General features: G+C 63.7%; 17 protein-coding genes. 13 read left to right on the top strand and 4 right to left on the bottom strand.

Going from position 1 to position 19,832, the window contains the following annotated elements:
* Nucleotides 1–2: 2 nt before the first annotated feature.
* The 4 genes from AC1Q80_RS12050 to AC1Q80_RS12035 form a co-directional block, all read right to left on the bottom strand.
* Nucleotides 3–821 carry an ABC transporter permease gene (locus AC1Q80_RS12050; protein ID WP_173420671.1) on the bottom strand — a complete coding sequence of 273 codons (819 nt, stop codon included), beginning with the start codon at nt 819–821 and terminating at the stop codon, nt 3–5.
* Nucleotides 821–1,687: an ABC transporter permease gene (locus AC1Q80_RS12045; protein ID WP_492360568.1), complete on the bottom strand. Its 867-nt coding sequence runs from the start codon at nt 1,685–1,687 to the stop codon at nt 821–823. The genes AC1Q80_RS12050 and AC1Q80_RS12045 overlap by 1 nt, the downstream gene beginning before the upstream one ends.
* A 323-nt stretch (nt 1,688–2,010) precedes the next feature.
* Complete coding sequence (locus AC1Q80_RS12040) at nt 2,011–3,171, bottom strand: polyamine ABC transporter substrate-binding protein (RefSeq protein WP_492360567.1); 1,161 nt, start codon at nt 3,169–3,171, stop codon at nt 2,011–2,013.
* Between the two features lie 65 nt (nt 3,172–3,236).
* Nucleotides 3,237–4,325 carry an ABC transporter ATP-binding protein gene (locus AC1Q80_RS12035; RefSeq protein WP_492360566.1) on the bottom strand — a complete coding sequence of 363 codons (1,089 nt, stop codon included), beginning with the start codon at nt 4,323–4,325 and terminating at the stop codon, nt 3,237–3,239.
* Between the two features lie 186 nt (nt 4,326–4,511).
* On the opposite strand from AC1Q80_RS12035, the gene AC1Q80_RS12030 reads away from it, so the two are divergent.
* The 13 genes from AC1Q80_RS12030 (at nt 4,512) to AC1Q80_RS11970 (ending at nt 19,832) form a co-directional block, all read left to right on the top strand.
* Entirely contained in the window at nt 4,512–5,315 is an 804-nt protein-coding gene (locus AC1Q80_RS12030) for a helix-turn-helix transcriptional regulator (RefSeq protein ID WP_492360565.1), read from the top strand.
* A 421-nt stretch (nt 5,316–5,736) separates the two neighbouring features.
* Nucleotides 5,737–6,705 (top strand): sugar-binding transcriptional regulator, encoded by a 969-nt coding sequence (locus tag AC1Q80_RS12025; RefSeq protein ID WP_173420666.1) that lies wholly within the window; start codon nt 5,737–5,739, stop codon nt 6,703–6,705.
* A gap of 126 nt (nt 6,706–6,831) precedes the next feature.
* Nucleotides 6,832–8,277: an ABC transporter substrate-binding protein gene (locus tag AC1Q80_RS12020; RefSeq protein WP_173420665.1), complete on the top strand. Its 1,446-nt coding sequence runs from the start codon at nt 6,832–6,834 to the stop codon at nt 8,275–8,277.
* Between the two features lie 193 nt (nt 8,278–8,470).
* Nucleotides 8,471–9,394 (top strand): carbohydrate ABC transporter permease, encoded by a 924-nt coding sequence (locus AC1Q80_RS12015; RefSeq protein WP_209790672.1) that lies wholly within the window; start codon nt 8,471–8,473, stop codon nt 9,392–9,394.
* Between the two features lie 10 nt (nt 9,395–9,404).
* Nucleotides 9,405–10,262 carry a carbohydrate ABC transporter permease gene (locus AC1Q80_RS12010; protein WP_173420664.1) on the top strand — a complete coding sequence of 286 codons (858 nt, stop codon included), beginning with the start codon at nt 9,405–9,407 and terminating at the stop codon, nt 10,260–10,262.
* Nucleotides 10,263–10,265: 3 nt separating this feature from the next.
* On the top strand, nt 10,266–11,384 hold the full coding sequence (locus AC1Q80_RS12005) for an ABC transporter ATP-binding protein (protein ID WP_492360564.1): 1,119 nt from the start codon (nt 10,266–10,268) through the stop codon (nt 11,382–11,384).
* Complete coding sequence (locus AC1Q80_RS12000) at nt 11,381–12,505, top strand: ABC transporter ATP-binding protein (RefSeq protein ID WP_173420662.1); 1,125 nt, start codon at nt 11,381–11,383, stop codon at nt 12,503–12,505. Before AC1Q80_RS12005 ends, AC1Q80_RS12000 begins: the two co-directional genes overlap by 4 nt.
* A complete protein-coding gene (locus AC1Q80_RS11995) occupies nt 12,505–14,082 on the top strand; it encodes an FGGY-family carbohydrate kinase (protein WP_492360563.1) in 1,578 nt (525 codons plus the stop codon). Before AC1Q80_RS12000 ends, AC1Q80_RS11995 begins: the two co-directional genes overlap by 1 nt.
* Nucleotides 14,079–15,116, top strand: coding sequence for a 2-hydroxyacid dehydrogenase (locus tag AC1Q80_RS11990; protein WP_492360562.1), 1,038 nt, complete (start codon nt 14,079–14,081; stop codon nt 15,114–15,116). The genes AC1Q80_RS11995 and AC1Q80_RS11990 overlap by 4 nt, the downstream gene beginning before the upstream one ends.
* Nucleotides 15,116–16,648 carry a glycerol-3-phosphate dehydrogenase gene (locus tag AC1Q80_RS11985; RefSeq protein ID WP_492360797.1) on the top strand — a complete coding sequence of 511 codons (1,533 nt, stop codon included), beginning with the start codon at nt 15,116–15,118 and terminating at the stop codon, nt 16,646–16,648. The genes AC1Q80_RS11990 and AC1Q80_RS11985 overlap by 1 nt, the downstream gene beginning before the upstream one ends.
* Before the next feature lie 12 nt (nt 16,649–16,660).
* The gene (locus AC1Q80_RS11980) at nt 16,661–17,713 is read left to right on the top strand and encodes a class II aldolase/adducin family protein (protein ID WP_492360561.1); all 1,053 of its coding nucleotides are present in this window, start codon (nt 16,661–16,663) and stop codon (nt 17,711–17,713) included.
* Nucleotides 17,710–18,996, top strand: coding sequence for an FGGY-family carbohydrate kinase (locus AC1Q80_RS11975; protein WP_492360560.1), 1,287 nt, complete (start codon nt 17,710–17,712; stop codon nt 18,994–18,996). Before AC1Q80_RS11980 ends, AC1Q80_RS11975 begins: the two co-directional genes overlap by 4 nt.
* Entirely contained in the window at nt 18,993–19,832 is an 840-nt protein-coding gene (locus tag AC1Q80_RS11970) for a TIGR01459 family HAD-type hydrolase (protein WP_492360559.1), read from the top strand. Before AC1Q80_RS11975 ends, AC1Q80_RS11970 begins: the two co-directional genes overlap by 4 nt.

Genomic DNA, 19,832 nt, shown 5'->3' with positions numbered 1-19,832 from the left:
GTTCACTCCCCGGATTTCGGTTTTTTATCCCGCATCAGGATGCGGGCGGTCAGGATCAGGAGCAGCGAGGCGACGAGGACGAGCGTCGCGATCGCGTTGATCTCCGGCGTCACGCCGCGGCGGATCGAGGCGAAGACGTAGATCGGCAAGGTCGTCTTCGAGCCGGCGACGAAGAAGGCGATGATGAAATCGTCGAAGGAGAAGGTGAAGGCGAGCAGGAAGCCGGCGAGGATCGACGGCAGGATCTGCGGCAGCACGATCAGCCGGAAGGTGGTCAGCGGTGTCGCATAGAGATCGCTGGAGGCTTCGACGATATCGCGTCCGAGGCTGGCGATGCGGGCCTTGACGATCATGGTGACGAGCGCCATCGAAAACAGGCCGTGCGCGGCGATGATCGAGCCATAGCCGAGCCCGAGTTGTGGCGGCTGCTCGCCCGGCCAGATCGTGGCGAGCGCCGGGTTGACGAAGGAGAAGACCGCAACGAGGGCAACCAGCGTGGCGATGCCGATGACGACGCCCGGCACGACGATTGCCGCGGCAAAGAGCGCATCGAAGATCGCCCGGTTGCGCGGTGCCAACCGCTCCATGCCAAGGGCGGCCATGGTGCCGAAGATCGCGGCAAGGGTCGCACTGGTGAACGCGATCATCAGGCTGTTCTGCAGCGCCGAGACCAGGAAGGTATTGCCGAGCGCCTTGCCGTACCAGGCGGTCGAAAACCCGGTGAACTCGCTGGCGCTGCGTCCGGCATTGAACGAGAACAAGACGACGAGTGCGATCGGCGCGTAAAGGAAGATGTAGACCGAGGAGATGAAGGCGCGCATCAGACGAGATCCACTTGTCTTGTACCGGCGACCCTGAAGGCGATGCGCATCGCCACCATCAGGATCACCACGACCACGGCCACCAGCGTTACGGCGATCGCCGAGCCGAAGGGCCAGTTTCGCGATTGCAGGAAGAGATCGACCAGCGCATTGCCGATGAAGAACACCTTGCCGCCGCCAAGCAATTGCGGGATCAGGTATTCACCAAGCAGCAGGATGGTGACGAGCGCGACGCCGGTCATCACGCCCGGTAGCGACAAGGGCAGAGTGACGCCGAAGAACGTCGATACCGGTTTGGCGCCGAGATCGGCGGAGGCTTCGAGCAGTCGGCGGTCGAGCTTTTCGAGACTGACATAGATCGGCATGATCATCAGCGGCAGATAGCCATAGACGATGCCGAGCAGCACGGCGCCGGGCGTATTCAATAGCCGCACATCCTCAAGGCCGATCATCGACAGGAGGTTCGGGATGCCGCGCGAGCCGAGGATGTACATCCAGGCATAGGTGCGCACGAGCAGGCTCGTCCAGAAGGGCACGACCACCAGCGACACGAGGATCAGGCGGTAGCGCGGATCGGCCTTGACGGCGAGATAATAGGCGACGGGGTAGGCGACCAGCAGGCAGACGAGCGCACCGACCGGCGCCAGCACCATCGTATTCCAGAAGGCGGCCGCCCGCGTCGGAAGTCTTGCAAACTGGGCGAAGGTGAAGGCTGCCTGATAGCCGCCTTCCGGCGCGCGTTCGCCAAAGGCGAACACCAGCATGGCGATGAACGGCAGCACGAGAAAGATCATCAGCCATGCCGCCGCCGGCGCCACCAGCGCCGCCGTCACCAGGTTTCTCTTCGTGTTCGTTGCCACAGGCATAAAGCTTATCCGTTCGCGTTTCAGTCGTGTTTTCGGGCCCATCGGCGCAGCGAGGGAGCCTCCTCATTCGCACGGTGATGGAAGCCCATCTTCCACACGGTGAGTGAAGCCCCTCATCCGGCCTGCCGGCCACCTTCTCCCCGCAGGCGGGGGGAAGGAGACACGTGGCGCTCGCCCGGTCCCACGCATGAACAGCGGGAAGGGGGAGCGGTGAGCCCGTCACTTGTCCCTTCTCCTCGTCAGAACGGGGAGAAGGTGCCGGCAGGCGGATGAGGGGCGCTTCCCTCTCGACGCAAGTGAGGACAGTACGGTCCGGGCGCTGATCAGGCCGACTTGAACCGTGCCATCAGTTCGGCGCGGCCCGGATCGGTCAGTGTCACCGCAGCGCCGAATTCGAGTGGCGTCAGCGAGGCTTCGTCGGGATAGACGATCTTGTTGCCGGTAACATCAGCCGGAAGCAGCTTCAGCACGCGGCTGTCGGTGGTGGGCGCGCCGTTGGCGATGTGTTCCTTGACGGCGTTTTCCGGCGCCATCAGGTAGTTGAGCAGCGCGTAGCCGGCCGCCTTGTTGGCGGCACTCTTCGGGACCGCGTAGAAATCCGACCAGATCTCGCCACCGTCCTTGCCGAGCACGAACTGGATTTCCGGCATGTCGCGGTTGAGCTGCGCGCCGTCGTTGGTCCAGCACATGGTCATCCAGGCATCGGTGGCGCGCATCGATGGCTGGTAATCGCTGTTGATGGCGTAGAGATGCGGCTTCACCTTGATCAAGAGTTCCTCGGCCTTGGCGAGTTCGTCCGGCTTGGTCGAGTTGAAGGAATAGCCGAGCGAGACCAGCGCATTGCCGATGGTGGTCAACTGGTAGTCGTGCACCATGGCGCGGCCGTCGGCCTCGGTCATGGCCACCTCGAAGAAGTCCTTCCAGCTGGTGATCGGGGTCTTGATCTTGGTCGAGTTGAGCGCAATGCCGGTGGTGCCCCAGTTCTTCGGCACGGCATAGGTCTTGCCGTCGACGACGCCCTCGTTGGTGAAGCGCGCGGTCTCGGTCGCGGCGTCGTAGTTCGGCAGCTTGGAGAGATCGAGCTCGTCGATGAGGCCGAGCTTCACATAGGTGGAGATCGTGTAGTTGGTCGGCACGAACAGGTCCCAGCCGGTGCCGCCGGCCTGGAGCTTGGCCAGCATCTCCTCGTTGGAGCCGAAGACGTTGACCTCGACGGCAACGCCGGTTGCGGCCTGGAACGCCTCGAAGGTGGCTGGGTCATGGTAGTTCGGCCAGGTGGCGATCGACATCTGGGTGCCGAGATCCTGCGCGAAAGCGGTCGAGGAGAACAGGCCGGGCTGGCGCGCCAGCACTGCGGTTGCAAGGCCAAGGCCGGTAACGCCGAGGAAATGACGGCGGGTGACCGAACCGCGCTTCAGGCGCATCAGTTCGTCGGCGAGCTGCTCGGCGGTGATCGGGGCATTTTCTCTGTACCATTTGGTCATGACGCTGTTCCCTTTATTGTTTGACGTTCATGCAAGGTCCCGGCCGGCTTGGCCGGGAAGAGATTTCAGGCCGGAAAGACGTGAAGCGCGTTGGGATCGAAGGCGAGCCCGACCTTGTCGCCAGGCTCGACAAGATCGCTGTCGCCGAGCGCCCTGCGATCGGCGGTAACGAGGAAATCACCGAGGCCGTCGACGTCGACGGAGTATTCGACCGACGATCCGAGGAAAATGCGGTGCGTGACGGTGCCGGAGAGGGCAGCGGTGCCTGCCGCGCCGTTGCGTTTCAGGCTGATTGCTTCCGCGCGTAGGGCGACCATGGCTGAACCGGCGCTCGGCGTCGCCGTGGCGGGTGATGCAATCCGGGTGCCATCGGCAAAGACGAGCGAGGCTCCACCATTGTCGACAGTGGCAGAGATCCTGTTGGTCTTGCCGACGAAATCGGCGACGAAAAGGCTTGCCGGGCGGTCGTAGATCTCCTGCGGCGGCCCGACCTGGACGATGCGGCCGGCATTCATGACGCAGACGAAGTCGCTCATCGACAGCGCTTCCTCCTGGTCGTGGGTGACGAGCACGAAGGTGATGCCGAGTTCGCGCTGCAGGGTCTGCAACTCGATCTGCATGGCGGTGCGCAGCTTCTTGTCGAGGGCCGCCAACGGCTCGTCGAGCAGAAGCACTTTCGGCTTGTTGACGATAGCGCGGGCAAGCGCCACGCGCTGTTGCTGGCCGCCGGACATTTCATGGATCCGGCGCTTGCCGAAGCCGCCGAGGCGGACCATCTCCAGCGCCTCCTGGGCGCGGCGCGTAATCTCGGCGCTCGCGATGCGCGGCCGCATCTGCCTCAGGCCGTAGGAGACGTTCTGCTCGACGTCGAGATGGGGAAACAGCGCATACTGCTGGAACACCATGTTGACCGGGCGCCGGTAGGCGGCAACGCCGTTCATCGGCTCGCCGCTGATATAAACAGTGCCTTCGCTCGGCTGCTCGAAGCCGCCGATCATGCGCAGGCAGGTGGTCTTGCCGCAGCCGGATGGGCCGAGCAGCGCCATGAAGGCGCCCTTGGGCACCGCGAAGTTGATGTCCGAAACGGCGGTCACGCTGCCATAGCGTTTGGCGACCGAACGGAACTCGATGTCGTTCGTCGAAGCGGATGTCACGTCTGTTCCCTGCGGTTGTTGTCGGATACCGCCAAGGCTCGGATGCCCTGGCGTTCCACCGTCATTGACAGGCAGCCTAGTCAAAGCGCCCGGTGCCGGTATATACCCCGAGAGAGGTATTTTAACTCAGAATGGCTTGTGGGAGGAGTATACCCCTGAACAGGGCCGGATCGGCGGGAGAGCGGTTTGGGCATCGATCTCGAGGGGTTATTTCAGGTCTTGGCGCCCATGGTCGACGGGGCGGCGATGGAAGACGAGGCCGTGGGCTCGGCCTATCGGCAATTGATGTCGGCGCTGATGACATTCGATTACGTGGTGGTGTTCGCCTATCGCGGCAAGGAACGGCCGATCGATCTCTACAGCACCTTCAATGCCAGGGATCATGTGCTGTTCGTCAGCCTCTACCAGGCTGGTCCCTATCTGCTCGACCCGTTCTACCACGCGGCCTGCGAAGGCAAGCCGGGCGTCTGGCGGATGCGCGAGCGGGCGCCGGACCGGTTTTTCTCCAGCGAGTATTACCGGACCTACTACGTCCAGACGGGGCTGGCCGAGGAGGTCGGGTTCTTCGTGCCGATCAGCGACGAGATCACGATCGTGCTGTCGCTGATGCGGCGCGAGGCGACCGGGGCCTTCAGTCCTGCAGAATTCGCCCTGTTGAAGAAGGCCGAGCCGCTGGTCTCGGCACTCGTGCGCCACCATTGGGCCGATCTCGGGCGCCGGTTCGACGCGGCGTTGGCAAAGACCGGGCGCAGCCGCCGGAAGTCCACGCATCCACCGGCCGACGGCGTCTGGCAACATCTCAATCTGACCGAGCGCGAATCCTCGATCATCGAACTGGTGCTGCAGGGGCATTCGTCGGAATCGATCGGGCTGAAGCTCGGCATCTCGACCGGGACCGTCAAGGTTCACCGCCGCAATGTCTACCGCAAGCTCGGCATCTCCTCGCAGACGCAGCTTCTCTCGCTCTATCTGCGCAATCTCGGCCAGTAGGGGCGTACGAGACCTTTCAGAGGGGGCTTGGAGGTGTTGCACAATCCATTCTCCCTCGTTCCCGCCTTGTGCCGGAATCCAGAGACCTGACGTCTGTCGCGTTAAAAGCGCTTTCAGTGCAATGATTTAGGTTGGTTGCAACCCTGTAGCGGGCACAGGGATTCGGCGCTTCGCGGCGCCCGCTGCTTTCCATTGGTCCGCCGAAGGCAGCAGTCTCGTTGCCATTTTTTCTCGGCCAGCGGCACCCTCGTCGCTGATCCCTTCTCCTCATTACGCCCACCGATCCACAAACCGTGATCGCCGCTTGCGCGTTCTCGCTTGACATTTTTTTCACGACATGAAATTTCTTTCATCAACGAGATAAAAATATCATGCAGTGCAAAAAATATCGGGCACTGCAACATAAAATCGGGTGGGAACGATGGCGATCATCGGCGGTACAAACCTTCGCGACGACGAAACCAGCATGGCGACGCGGGCGGCTTGGCTGCACTATGCCGGCGGTCTAACCCAGGCGGAGGTCGCCAAACGGCTGGGGCTGACATCGCTCAAGGCCCACCGCCTGATCATGAAGGCCAACCAGGAAGGCCTGGTGAAGGTCTATATCGACGGCGAAGTGTCGGAATGTGTCGAGCTGGAGCAGAAGCTCTCGGCGCGCTACGGCCTCGACTATTGCGAGGTTGTTCCGGATTTCGATGCGGACGACCTGCCGCTGAAGGCGCTCGGCATATCCGGCGCGCAGTTCCTCAAGCGCGAGATCGAACGCGGCGAGACCGCGCTCGTCGGCGTAGGCCATGGCCGTACGCTTGCCGCGTGCGTCGAATATCTGCCGCGAACGACCAGCAACAACACCCGGTTCGTCTCACTGCTCGGCGGGCTCACCCGTAAGTTCTCGGCCAACCCGCATGACGTGATCCACCGGCTGGCCGAGCGCACGGGTGCCGAGGCCTATGTCATGCCCGTACCGTTCTTCGCCAACACGGTCGAGGATCGCGATGTGCTCTTCAGCCAGCGCGGCGTGCGCGAGGTCTTCGATCTCGCCAAGACAGCAGACCTGCTGATGGTCGGCATCGGCACGGCGGAGCGCGAGGCGTCGCTGGTTTCGACCGGCATGATCGAAATGAGCGAGATCGAGGAAATTCAAAGGGGCGGCGGCAAGGGCGAGTTGCTCGGCCACTTCTTCGATGAGGATGGCCGCCCGATCGAGACGACGCTGTCGAACCGCACCTTCACGCTCAGCCGCGACGACCTGAAGGATCGTCGCACGGTGGCGGTCGCCGGCGGCAAGATCAAGACGCCCGCCATTCGCGCCGTGCTTGGCAGCGGCCTGTTGAGCGGGCTCATCACCGACGAAAAGACGGCACGGGCGCTCGCCGCCGACGTCAAATGAGGAGTGTCTGACAAGTCGAGAGGCGAGGGCGAAGAGGTGTCGCTCTCAAGCCTCAAGGGGAGGAATACCGGTCGGGTAGCCGGTGATCGCATGATGCAATCATACCCGCAACGGAGGAGAAGACTTATGTACGAGAAGGAGAAAGACCTCATCAGCGCGTTTCTGCGCGGAGAGGTAGATCGTCGCGGCATGCTCAAGGGTCTCGGTGCTGCGGGCCTTGCCGCCGGCACCGCCGGTACGCTCTTCAACATGATGTCGACCCAGGCGCTGGCCGCCGATTTCGACTGGAAGGCGCATTCCGGAAAGTCGCTGAAGCTGCTTTTGAACAAGCATCCCTATGCCGACGCGATGATTGCCAACCTTCAGGCCTTCAAGGATCTGACCGGTATCGAAGTTACCTATGACGTGTTCCCGGAAGACGTCTATTTCGACAAGGTGACGGCAGCGCTGTCCTCGGGTTCCACCGAGTACGACGCCTTCATGACCGGCGCCTACATGACCTGGACCTACGGTCCCGCAGGCTGGATCACCGATCTCAACGAATGGATCAAGGATCCGACCAAGACCAATCCGCAATATGCTTGGGACGACTTCCTGCCGGGCGTGAAGAACTCCTGCGCCTGGAACGGCCAGCCGGGCGGCGCGCTCGGTTCGGAAGACGCCAAGCAATGGTGCATTCCGTGGGGCTATGAGCAGAACAACCTCTCATACAACCAGGAAATGTTCGACAAGGCCGGCGTCGCCGTTCCGAAGAACCTCGACGAGCTTTCCGCAGCTGCAGCGAAACTCACCAAGGATGTTGGTGGCGGTGTCTACGGCATCGGCGTGCGTGGTTCGCGCTCGTGGGCGACGATCCATCCGGGCTTCCTGTCGGGTTACGCCAATTTCGGGCAGAAGGACCTGAACGTCTCGGCTGACGGCAAGCTTTCCGCGGCGATGAACACTGCCGAATCCAAGGCCTTCCACACCAAATGGGTGTCGATGATCCAGGAAAGCGGGCCGAAGGACTGGTCGACCTACACCTGGTATCAGGTCGGCACCGATCTCGGCGCTGGCGCCTCCGCCATGATCTACGATGCCGACATTCTCGGCTACTTCATGAACGGCGGCGACAACAAGATGGCGGGCAAGCTGGCTTACGCGCCGTTCGCCGCCAATCCGGCCGCTTCCGCACCGACGCCGAACATCTGGATCTGGTCGCTTGCCATGTCCAACTTCGCCAAGGACAAGGACGCGACCTGGTACTTCCTGCAGTGGGCGACCGGCCTCGAGCATGCCATCTTCGGCGCAACCAAGATGGACTTCGTCAACCCGGTTCGCGCATCGGTCTGGAAGGACGAGATCTTCCGCGAGCGGCTGAACAAGAGCTATCCGGGTTATGTGGAGATGCACGACATTTCCGCACCGGGCGCCAAGATCCACTTTACCGCGCAGCCGCTGTTCTTCGACGTCACCACCGAGTGGGCGGCGACGCTGCAGAAGATGGTCGCCAAGCAGGTGCCGGTCGATGAAGGTCTCGACCAGCTCGTCGAAAGCATCGATCGCCAGCTGAAGGAAGCTGGTCTCGGCTGATAGGCCTCCCAAGCGATGCCCGGCGACTTGAGAGCCGCGTGTTCACATGAACGCAAAAGGCACTTGAGCGTCGGGCGTCCCGCGACCGGCCGGTGGCCGCCCAAAGCAACCTGAGATGCCGATGGACTGGCGCGGGCGCGAGACGCCTCGCGTGCCGCGTGCTTTCTTCAAGAGTTAGAGAACGGAGCTTGACATGGCTTCAACAGCAACCCTCCGCAAACCGGCGTCGGGTTTCAGGATCAGCAGGAAGATGCTTCCCTATGTGCTGAGCCTGCCGGCGCTTCTGGTGTGCATCGGCATTCTCATCCCCTTCTTCACGGCGGTCATCTATTCGTTCCAGCGCTACCGGCTGAGCCAGCCTTGGGCGCGCCAGTTCAACTGGGGCGAAAACTACCTGAACTTCGTCACCGACCCGGCCTTCTGGAACACGCTGAGGGTATCGCTGCTTTATGCCGGCATCACCGTGACGCTGGAACTGCTGCTCGGCCTCGGCATCGCGCTGCTCCTGCAGCGCCGCTCCACCATCAACAACTTCATCTCGATCATGCTGCTTCTGCCGCTGATGATCGCGCCGGCGCTGGCGGCGCTGATGTGGAAGCTGATGACCAATCCGAGCTTCGGCATTCTCAGCTATCTCGCAAGCCTGATCGGTCTGCATGATTTCCGCTGGGCCTCGTCACCGGATACCGCACTTCTGACCGTGGTTCTGGTCGATATCTGGGTCTACACGCCCTTCATCATGATCCTGCTTCTGGCCGGCCTCCGGTCGCTGCCGACCCAGCCGTTCGAGGCGGCTGCCCTTGACGGCGTGCCGAGAAGCTTTGTGTTTTTCCGCATCACCTTGCCGATGCTGACGCCCTATATCCTGACGGCGACCTTGTTCCGATTGCTCGACAGCATCCAGCAGTTCGACATCATCTATGCGATGACGCAAGGGGGCCCCGGCAATACGCTGACCGTCTTCCAGGTGGAGGCCTATCTCAATTTCTTCCAGTCGACCAATGTCGGGCGTTCGGCAGCGCTTCTGATCATCCTTTGGGCGATCACCTACACGCTCTCCAATGTCTTCATCAAAAACTGGCTGCGCCTGCGCGAACGCGCTCGCGGCGAAGCGTAAGGAGGTTCCAATGGATACCATGTCTCCTGTCGAACGGGTCTTGCGCGCACTCGCCCTGACGCTCGTCGTCGTCTTCTTCATGTTCCCGATCTTCTGGATCTTCCTGATGTCGTTCCAGACGAACGAGACGATCCTGTCGATCCCGCCGTCGATCGTGTTTTCGCCGACGCTGTCGAACTATGCCGCGCTGATCACCGGCAAGCTGCAGACGGCCGCCGGCACGCTCGACATCGCGTTCATGCGCAATCTCGGCAACTCGATCTTCCTGTCGGTGACCTCCGTTGCCGTGGCGCTGGTGCTGGGTGTCCCCGCGGCCTATGCCTTTGCCCGGCACAAGTTCAAGGGATCGGAGGACATCGCGTTCACGCTGCTGTCGTTCCGCTTTGCGCCGCCGCTGCTGGTGCTCCTGCCGCTGACCCAGTATTTCCAGTGGCTGGGCCTCTCCAACACCTATTTCGGCCTGATCTGGGTCTACCAGCTCATCTGCCTGCCGCTGATCCTGTGGATCGTGCGCGGTTACTTCGAGGATATCTCGGCCGACGTCGAATATGCCTATCGCATCGCCGGCCACTCCTGGTTTGCGACCTTCCGCAAGATCGCCCTGCCGCTTGCCGGTCCGGGCATTGCGGCGGCCGGCCTGCTCGCCTTCATCTTCGCCTGGAACAATTTCGTCTTTGCGCTGGTGCTGGCGTCCGCCGACAAGCAGCCGGTGACCGTGGGCGCGCTTGCCTTCATCACCTCTTCAGGCATCCAATACGGGCAGATCGCCTCGGCCATCGTTCTCTCGGTGACGCCGACGCTGGCGCTCGCACTCTACGCTCAGCGCTACCTCGTCGAAGGCCTGTCGCTTGGCGCGGTGAAAGGGTAAGACATGACGACGCTTCAACTGAAAAACATCGTCAAGCGCTACAAGAGCCACACGGTTCTCGACGACCTGTCGCTCGACGTCGCCAATGGCGAACGCCTGGTGCTCTTTGGCCCGTCCGGTTCCGGCAAGACGGTGCTCCTGCGCCTGGTCGCCGGCGTCATCGAGCCGGACGAGGGCAGGGTGCTGATCGGCGGCGAGGACATGACCGATGTCGATGCCGAGCATCGCGGTGTCGGCATGGCCTTCCAGAACTTTGCGCTCTTTCCGCACATGAGCGCCTTCGACAATATCGCCAGCCCGCTGACGGCGACGCGTTCTTCGAAGGATGCGATTGCCGCCGGCGTGCACAAGGTCGCAAAGCTGCTCAAGATCGACCATGTGCTGAGCCATCACCCGAAGGCGCTGTCCAACGGCCAGAAGCAGCGCACGGCGCTTGCCCGTGCGCTCGTCGGCTCGCCGCCTTTGCTTTTGCTCGACGATCCCTTGCGCAATGTCGATGCGAAACTGCGCTTCGAGATGCGGCTGGAACTGCCGCGGCTGTTGGCCGCCCAGGGCGCAACGGTCGTCTATGTCACCCAGGACTACAAGGAAGCGATGGCGCTCGGCGACCGGATCGCCGTGATGTCGCAGGGCCGCATCCGCCAGATCGGAACCCCGCAGCAGATCTACAACGCGCCCGCCGATATCGAGATTGCCCGCCTCTTCGGCGATCCGACGATCAACCTACTGGATGTGACGCCGCAAAAGAGCGGCGACGGTGTTTTCGTCGAACTTTCCAACGTCCGGGTGCGCCTTTCCGATTATGATGGCGATGTCTCGGGCAAGGCCTGCGTTCTCGGTCTTCGCCCTGAGGCCATCGTCTTTGTCGACGCATCGGCGCCGGGCGCCATTCCCGTGACGGTCGAGGCGGAAACGCCGCTCAACGAAAAGACGGTGACTTTGGCGATGACGGCGCGCGGTCGCGAAATCCTGGTGTCGCGCCCGGCCGGAACGCCGGGGCCGCTGGCAGGTCCTGCCCATATCGCCGTCAACGGCGCCCAGGCCTTTCTCTTCGACAAGGCGAGCGGCCGGCTTCTGCCGCGCGCCGACATGGAATCCAAGCGCAATGGAGAAGCGGCATGACCGACACCGCTCTTTTGATCCGGGACGTCGACAAGTTCTATGGGCCCGTCGACTACGGCGTCCATGCCGTCAAGAAGCTCAACATGGACGTCAGGAAGGGTGAGATCATCGCGCTTCTGGGCTCGTCGGGCTGCGGCAAGACCTCGACCTTGCGCATGATCGCCGGCTTCGAGGCGGTGTCGCGCGGCACGATCTCGCTTGGCGGACGCGAGGTGCAGACCTTTGCACCGGTGCGTCGCAACGTCGCCATGGCCTTCGAGGGCTATTCGCTCTACCCGCCACTGACGGTGCGCGAGAACATCGCCTTCGCGCTCAAGGCTTCCAAGCTGTCGCAAAGCGTCGTCGACGACAAGGTGGCCGGTATCGCCAAGCTCTTGGAAATCGAGGACATTCTCGGGCGCTATCCGAGCTCGATCTCCGGCGGCCAGCAGCAGCGCGCCTCGCTCGGCCGAGCGCTGATCCGCGACGCCAGCCTGCACCTGCTCGACGAGCCGATGGGCCAACTCGAGCCGCAGCTGCGCGCCGTGTTGCGCGGCCGCATCAAGCACTACATCAAGGAGCGCGGGCTGACGGCGATCCTCGTCACTCACGACCAGACGGAGGCAAACGCTCTTGCCGACCGCATTGCCGTCATGGAGGGCGGCGTGCTGCAGCAGTTCGATACGCCGCAGAAGATCAAGGAGCGTCCGGCCAATCTCTTCACCGGCACTTTCGTCGGCGAGCCGCCGATGAACGTGTTCGAGGCGAGCATCACCGGTTCCGAGACCAGGGTCTCATTCGGCCTCAAGGATGGCGTCAGGCTCGAATATCCGGCGTCGGACTTTTCCCATGCCGTGCGTGATGCGCTGATGAAGCGGCAGAAGGTGGTGCTCGGCATTAGACCTTACTCCGTGCGCCGCAGCGCCGACGGGGTCGCCGGCCGGGTGGCCGTCAACCAGTGGCTCGGCGACCAGACGCATATCGCCGCGGATTTTGCCGGTGGCACCATGGTGCTGGTGGAGCATGACCGCACGGAACTTGCCGTCGGCCAGCCGATCGGCATTCGCCTCGACCCGTCCAGCCTGCACGTGTTCGACGGCGACAGCGGCAAGGCGATCAGCCATGGCGAGGAGCTTGCCTGATGCGGGACATCCTCATCGGTATCGATGCGGGAACGTCGGTCATCAAGTCGGTGGCCTTCGACCTCGGCGGGCGGCAGCTCGCCATGGCCGCGGTGCCGAACACCTATGAGGCCGTCGGCAGGACCGGCAGCGTGCAGGATCTCAACCGCACCTGGGCCGATACCGTCACCACCCTGACGGAGCTGTCGGCCAAGATCGAGAACCTCCCGGGCCGCGTTGCCGCGATCGCGGTGACAGGCCAGGGCGATGGCACCTGGATGATCGACAAGGGAGGCGAACCGATCGGCAAGGGCTGGCTCTGGCTCGACGCGCGCGCCGGCGACACCGTCGAGCGGCTGCGCGGCGACAGCGGCGATGTCGAGCGCTTTGCCAGCACAGGCTCCGGCCTTGCTGCCTGCCAGCAGGGCGCGCAACTGCGCTGGATGAGCGACAACGCGCCGGAAATGCTGTCGGGTGTCGCGACCACGTTCCACTGCAAGGACTGGCTCTATTTCAAGTTGACGCAGGTGCGTGCGACGGATCCGTCCGAAGCCAATTTCACCTTCGGCAACTTCCGCACCCGCAGCTACAACGACGACGTCATCCGTTTTCTCGGCCTGCAAAAGCTCAAGCATTTCCTGCCGGAGATCGTCGACGGGGCGACATCGCATCATCTGCTCTCGACGGATGCGGCTGCCGCCACTGGCCTTCCCACGGGCACACCGGTGGTGCTCGGCTATGTCGACGTGGTCTGCACGGCCCTTGGCGCCGGGCTTTACGATCCCGGCACCGACACCGGCTGCTCGATCATCGGCTCGACAGGCATGCACATGCGACTTGCGACCAGCGCCGACGACGTGCGGCTCAACCGCGATCTCACCGGCTACACCATGTGCATGCCGATTGCCGACACCTACGCGCAGATGCAGTCGAACATGGCGGCAACGCTGAATATCGACTGGATCCTTTCGGTTGCTGGCGGGCTCCTGAAGGGCATGGGCGTCGAGAAGACCAAGGCTGAGCTTCTGTCCCACGTCGACGGCTGGCTGGCTGAGGCCAAGGATAGCTCGCTCATGTTCCAGCCCTATATCTCGGAAGCCGGCGAGCGCGGGCCCTTCGTCGACGCTTCGGCGCGGGCGTCCTTTGTCGGGCTGTCGATCACCCACGGTTTCGGCGACATGGTGAAGGCGGTGTTCGACGGGCTCGCCATGGCCGCGCGCGATTGCTACGCCGAAATGGGGCCGCTTCCCGGCCGCATCCGGCTGACCGGTGGTGCGGCGCGCAGCGCCTCGCTTCGGCGCATTCTCGGGGGCGCCCTCGGCGCCAGCGTCCAGACCAGCGAGCGCGAGGAAGCGGGGGCGGCGGGTGCCGCCATGATCGCCGCCGTGTCGCTCGGCATCTATCCCTCGATGGCAGACTGCGTGCGCGACTGGGTGTCGCCGCACCAGCGTGCCGCCGAACCGGCCGACGAGGCGCTGGCGCGCCGTTACGACGGCCTTTTCCCCTCCTACCAGCAGTCGCGCATCGCGCTTCGCCCTGTCTGGCACGCACTTTCCCAGGGTGCGGCCGCGGGACCACAACAGGAAAGACTGAAATGAAGAAGATAGCCATCATCGGCGACCGGTTCATGCTGCCGGACGTGTTTCGCGACAAGATCGTCGAAGCAAGCGGCGACGGCCATGACATCCGCACCCTCGAACTGCCCTGGCCGGATGTGCCGATGGAACATGGCTACGCCGTCGAAGGCATGGACGGCCTGAAAGAGTATCTCGGCAAGGCGGACGATATCATCGAGTTCATCGGCGACGCCGAAATCCTGGTGACGCAACTGGCGCCCCTGTCGCGAGGCATGCTGACCTCGCTTCCCGGGCTGAAGCTCGTTGCCGTCTCGCGCGGCGGCCCTGTCAACATAGACATGGCGGCCGCGCGTGACGCCGGCATCAGCGTCGTCAACACGCCCGGCCGAAATGCCAGTGCCGTTGCCGAATTCACGCTTGGCGCGATCCTCGCCGAGACGCGGCTGATCCGCACCGGCCACGAGGCGTTGCGCAAGGGGGAGTGGCGCGGCGATCTCTACCGGGCGGACCGCACCGGCCGCGAACTCTCAGAATTGACCGTCGGCGTCATCGGCTATGGCAATATCGGCACCAAGGTGGTGCGGCTGCTCCGGGCGTTTGGCACCAAGGTCCTGGTGCACGATCCCTATGTGCAACTGTCGGCCGACGACCTCAACGGCGGTGTCGAACACGTCTCGCTCGACAACCTCCTGTCGCGCTCCGACGTCGTGACGCTGCACCCGCGCGTGACCGAGGAAACCCGGAACATGATGAATGCCGAGACCTTCGCCAAGATGAAACCCGGCGCGATCTTCGTCAACACGGCGCGAGGGCCGCTCTGCGACTATGACGCGCTCTATGAGAACCTGGTGAGCGGGCATCTCTCGGCGGCAATGCTCGAGACCTTCTCGGTGGAGCCGGTGCCGGAGGACTGGCCGCTGCTGCAGCTGCCGAACGTGACGCTGACGCCGCATATCGCCGGCGCCTCGGTGCGCACCGTCACCTTTGCCGCCGAGATGGCGGCGGAAGAAGTGCGCCGCTACATCGCCGGCCTGCCGCCGGTCAATCCGTGCTGATGACAGGGGGCAAGAACGTGGGTTCCGAGACGGGAATATACGATCTCTTCGTCGTCGGCGGCGGCGTCAACGGTGCCGGCATCGCGCGCGACGCCGCCGGACGCGGGCTCTCGGTGCTTTTGTGCGAAAAGGACGACCTGGCGCAGGGCACGAGTTCGCGCTCGGGCAAGCTTGTGCATGGTGGCTTGCGCTATCTTGAGTATTACGAGTTCCGGCTGGTGCGCGAGGCGCTGATCGAGCGCGAGGTGCTGCTCTCCTCCGCGCCGCATATCATCTGGCCGATGCGTTTCGTGCTGCCGCACAATCCGGCCGACCGGCCCGCCTGGCTCGTCCGGCTCGGGCTTTTCCTCTACGACCACCTCGGCGGTCGCAAGCGCCTGCCGGGCACACGCAGCCTCGATTTGAGAACCGCACCGGAGGGCGCTCCGATCAAGCGGGATTATCGCAAGGCCTTTGAATATTCTGACTGTTGGGTGGATGACGCCCGGCTCGTCGTGCTCAACGCGCTCGATGCGCAGAAGAAGGGCGCGCGCGTCCTGACCCGTACCGCCTGCAGCGCCATCCGCCGCGTCGACGGCCTCTGGCACGTGGAGATGACGGATCTGCGCACCGGCGCGAAATCCGAGGTCCGGGCGCGCTCGGTCGTCAACACCGCCGGGCCATGGGTCAACGACGTGATCGGGCGGATCGCCGGGCTCAATTCCAGCCGCAGCGTGCGGCTGGTCAAGGGCAGCCATATCGTCGTGCCGAAATTCTGGGAGGGGCGGCAGGCCTATCTGGTGCAGAACCCGGACAAGCGGGTGATCTTCATCAATCCCTACCAGAACGACCTGGCGCTGATCGGCACGACCGACATCCCCTATGAGGGCCGTCCCGAGGATGTGTCTGCCGACGGCAACGAGATCGCCTATCTGCTGAAATCGGTCAACCGCTATTTCAAGCAGCAGCTGACCGAGGACGATATCGTTCATTCCTTCTCAGGCGTGCGGCCGCTCTATGACGACAATGCCGAGAACCCGTCGGCAGTGACGCGCGACTATATCTTCGAGGTGGATGCCGCAAACGGCCAGGCTCCGCTGCTCTCCGTCTTCGGCGGCAAGATCACCACGTTCCGCAAGCTGTCGGAGCATGCACTGGAGCGGCTGAAACCGTTTTTCCCTCAGATGGGCGCGGCCTGGACGGCAAAGGCGCATCTGCCCGGGGGCGACATGGCCGATGCGGATTTCGAGCAGTTTCTTGGCAATCTCAGGGCACGCTATCGCTGGCTGACGGCCGATCTCGCCAAGCACTATGCGCGGCTCTACGGTACGCGCGCGCATGATCTGATCGGCAATGCCCGGTCGCTCGACGACCTCGGTGCCGTCTTCAGTCCGCTGTTTCGCGAATGCGAGGCCCGCTTCCTGATCGACAACGAATGGGCCATGACTGCCGACGATCTCTTGGAGCGTCGGACGAAACATGGCCTGCACATGACGCCGGCCGAACGACAGGCTTTCACCGGCTGGCTGGAACGCCAGCAGGCGGCGGCCTGAAGGAGAGTGGGAATGCGCAGTCTGGAATTCGAGGCCTTGCTTGATATCTCGGCGCGTGTCGGCGCCGATCCACTACTGGTGCAGGGGGCGGGCGGCAACACGTCGATCAAGGAGGTCGGCACGCTCTGGATCAAGGCCTCCGGCCTCTGGCTTGCCCATGCCCGGCAGCGCGACGTCATGGTGCCGGTGGCGCTCGACCCATTGCTGGACGCGCTGGAACGCAATGACCCCGCCACCGAGAAGGCGCAGGACTTCGTCATTTCCGAGATGAACCCTTCCGGCCTCAGGCCCTCGATCGAGACGACGGTGCATGCGCTGATGCCGCAGAAGGTGGTGATCCACGTTCATTGCGTCGAAACGATTGCGACAGCGGTCCAGACAAACGGTGCCGCCATCGCCGCCGAGCGTCTCGCCGGCATCCCGCATGTCTTCGTGCCCTATGCCCGGCCGGGCCTGCCGCTTGCCCGGGCGATTGCCGAGCGAATGCAGGAGAAGACCTCAGTGCTGATCCTCGGCAATCACGGCCTGGCCGTTGCCGCCGAGACCGTCGCCGATGCGGCGATCCTTCTGACCGATGTCTCTCGGCGGCTGACCGTACAGCGCCGGACGGCGCCCGCGGCGGACCTCGCGGTGTTGTCGCGCCTTGCCGTTGATAGTGGCTATTGCCTGCCCGACGATATCAGGCTGCATGCGGTCGCAACCGATCTGGAAAGCTGCCGGATTGCCGCCGGCGGCAGCCTCTATCCAGACCATGTCATCTTCCTCGGCAAGGGGGCCGTGATCGCCGCGCCCGGCGAGACAGCGGCTTCGATCGAGAAGGGCAGGACGGAGCGGGGCGAAAGCCTGCCGCCGCTGCTGCTCTTTCCCGGCAAGGGCGTGCTGGTCGAGAAGGGCATTTCCGCCGGTGCGCTCGCCATGGCCCGCTGCCTTGCCGACGTTACGGCCCGCATCCCGGCGAGCGGGCGGCTGCGCTACCTGAGCGCCGCCGAAAATGCGGAGCTGCTCGGTTGGGACGCGGAGAAATATCGCCAGAAACTCAACCGGGCAGGGCAGGCGCTGCAATGAGTGGAGAACACGACGCTCTCGTCGTCGGTATCGATATCGGCACCTCGGGTGCGCGCGCCGTCGCGATGGCATCCGATGGCGCGATTGCCGCGTCTGGCGCCGCCAGGCTTTCTGCCTTCTCGGACGATCACCGCGATCCTATCGGCTGGTGGAAGGCGGTGCAGGCGGCACTTGGCGACGTGCTCGTCGCGGTCGATCGCGGTGTGATCCGGGCGATCAGCATCGACGGCACCTCTGGAACGATGCTGCCGGTGACCGCCGACGGTGCGCCGCTCGCCCGCCCGATGATGTACAACGATGCGGTTGGCGATGCTGCAATCCTGCAGGCGATTGCCGCCCATGCGCCAAAGGAAAGTGCCGCTCATGGCGCGACATCAGGGCTTGCCAAGGCGCTGACATTCCAGTCGGTGCCGGGCGTCTTCCGCGTGATCCACCAGGCCGACTGGCTGGCCGGGCATTTTACCGGGCTTTACGATGTGTCCGACGAGAACAATGCCTTGAAGACAGGCTACGATCCGGTTGCACGATGCTGGCCCGATTGGATCGAAAAGACCGGGGCGTGCACCGGGCTGCTGCCGGAGGTGCTGCCTGCCGGAGAGCCGGTGGCGACGATCTCGCCGGCGGCTGCCGAAGCTTTCGGCCTTTCGCGAGAGGTGGTCGTCGTTGCAGGCACCACTGATGGCTGCGCCTCGTTCCTGGCGACGGGCGCTGACCGGCCAGGTGATGGCGTCAGCGCGCTTGGCACGACCTTGACGGTGAAGGTGCTTTCCGACCGGCCGCTGTTTGCGCCGGAATACGGGCTCTACAGCCACCGCATCGGCGACATGTGGCTGGCGGGCGGCGCGTCGAACACCGGCGGCGTGGTTCTGGCGGCGCATTTCTCCGGCGAACAAATCGAGGCGCTCTCCGCCCGCATAGATCCGGCCAGCGATACCGGGCTCGACTATTATCCGCTGACCAAGCCGGGCGAGCGCTTTCCGATCGCCGATCCGAACTTGGCACCGCGCATGACACCGCGGCCTGAGGATGATGCCGTGTTTCTGCAGGCGATCTTCGAGGGCATCGCCGGTGTCGAAAGCCTCGCCTATGACAGGCTGACAGCACTTGGCGGGCCGAAGCTCAGCTCCATCCGCACCGTCGGTGGCGGTGCTAAAAATGGCGTGTGGTCGTCAATCCGCGCACGCAAGCTCGGCGTGCCGTTCCTGGCGGTGCGCTCCGAGGAAGCCGCGGCCGGCGCGGCGCGGCTGGCGCTCATGGGCGCAAGACAGGCAGGTATATTATGACAACCGACATCACCGGCCTTGCCGATATCGCCGATCGTTACGATGCGTTTCTGATCGATCAGTTCGGTGTGCTGCGCGACGGTCGCGGGCCTTATCTCGGCGCCGCCGAGACGCTGGTGCGGCTGAAGGATCAGGGCAAGCGCATCGTCATTCTCTCCAATTCCGGCAAGCGCTCGGCGGAAAACGATCGTCGCCTCGTCGACCTCGGTTTCGTCGCCGGCAGCTGGGACTGGTTTTTGACCTCGGGCGAGGTGGCCTGGCAGATCCTGAAGCGCGAAGGCAGGCAGGCAAGCGGGCTGCCGCGCAAATGCCTCCTGGTCAGCCGTGACGGCGACCTCTCGCCGCTGAAGGGGCTCGATCTTGAGCGCACTCACTGGGGTGAAGAGGCGCACTTTGTGCTGCTGGCGGCAAGCGAAGGCGATGTGCTGCCGCTGTCGCACTACGAGGCGCTGCTGGCGCCGGCGGCGCGGCGCGGCGTGCCGTGCCTCTGCACCAACCCCGACAAGGTCATGCTGACGAAGAGCGGAACGGCCTTCGGCGCTGGGCGGATCGCCGAGCTTTACGAGGACATTGGCGGCAAGGTGCGATGGATCGGCAAACCATTCTCCGACATCTACGATTTTGCCCTCGACTTTCTCGGCCGTCCCGATCCGTCGCGTGTCTGCGCCATCGGCGATAGCATCGAGCACGATATCGCCGGCGCGGCGAGTGCCGGGCTCGGCTCGGTGCTGGTGACCACGGGCATATTGGAACATGCCTCCGACGCGGAGCGGCAAAAGCTTTTTGCCGACCATGGCGCTACTCCCGATTTCATCCTTCCGAAATTTCTCTGGTAG

The sequence above is a fragment of the Ensifer sp. GW823-FHT05D09 genome (genome assembly GCF_058795755.1).
This window is presented reverse-complemented; position numbering and strand designations above follow the sequence as displayed.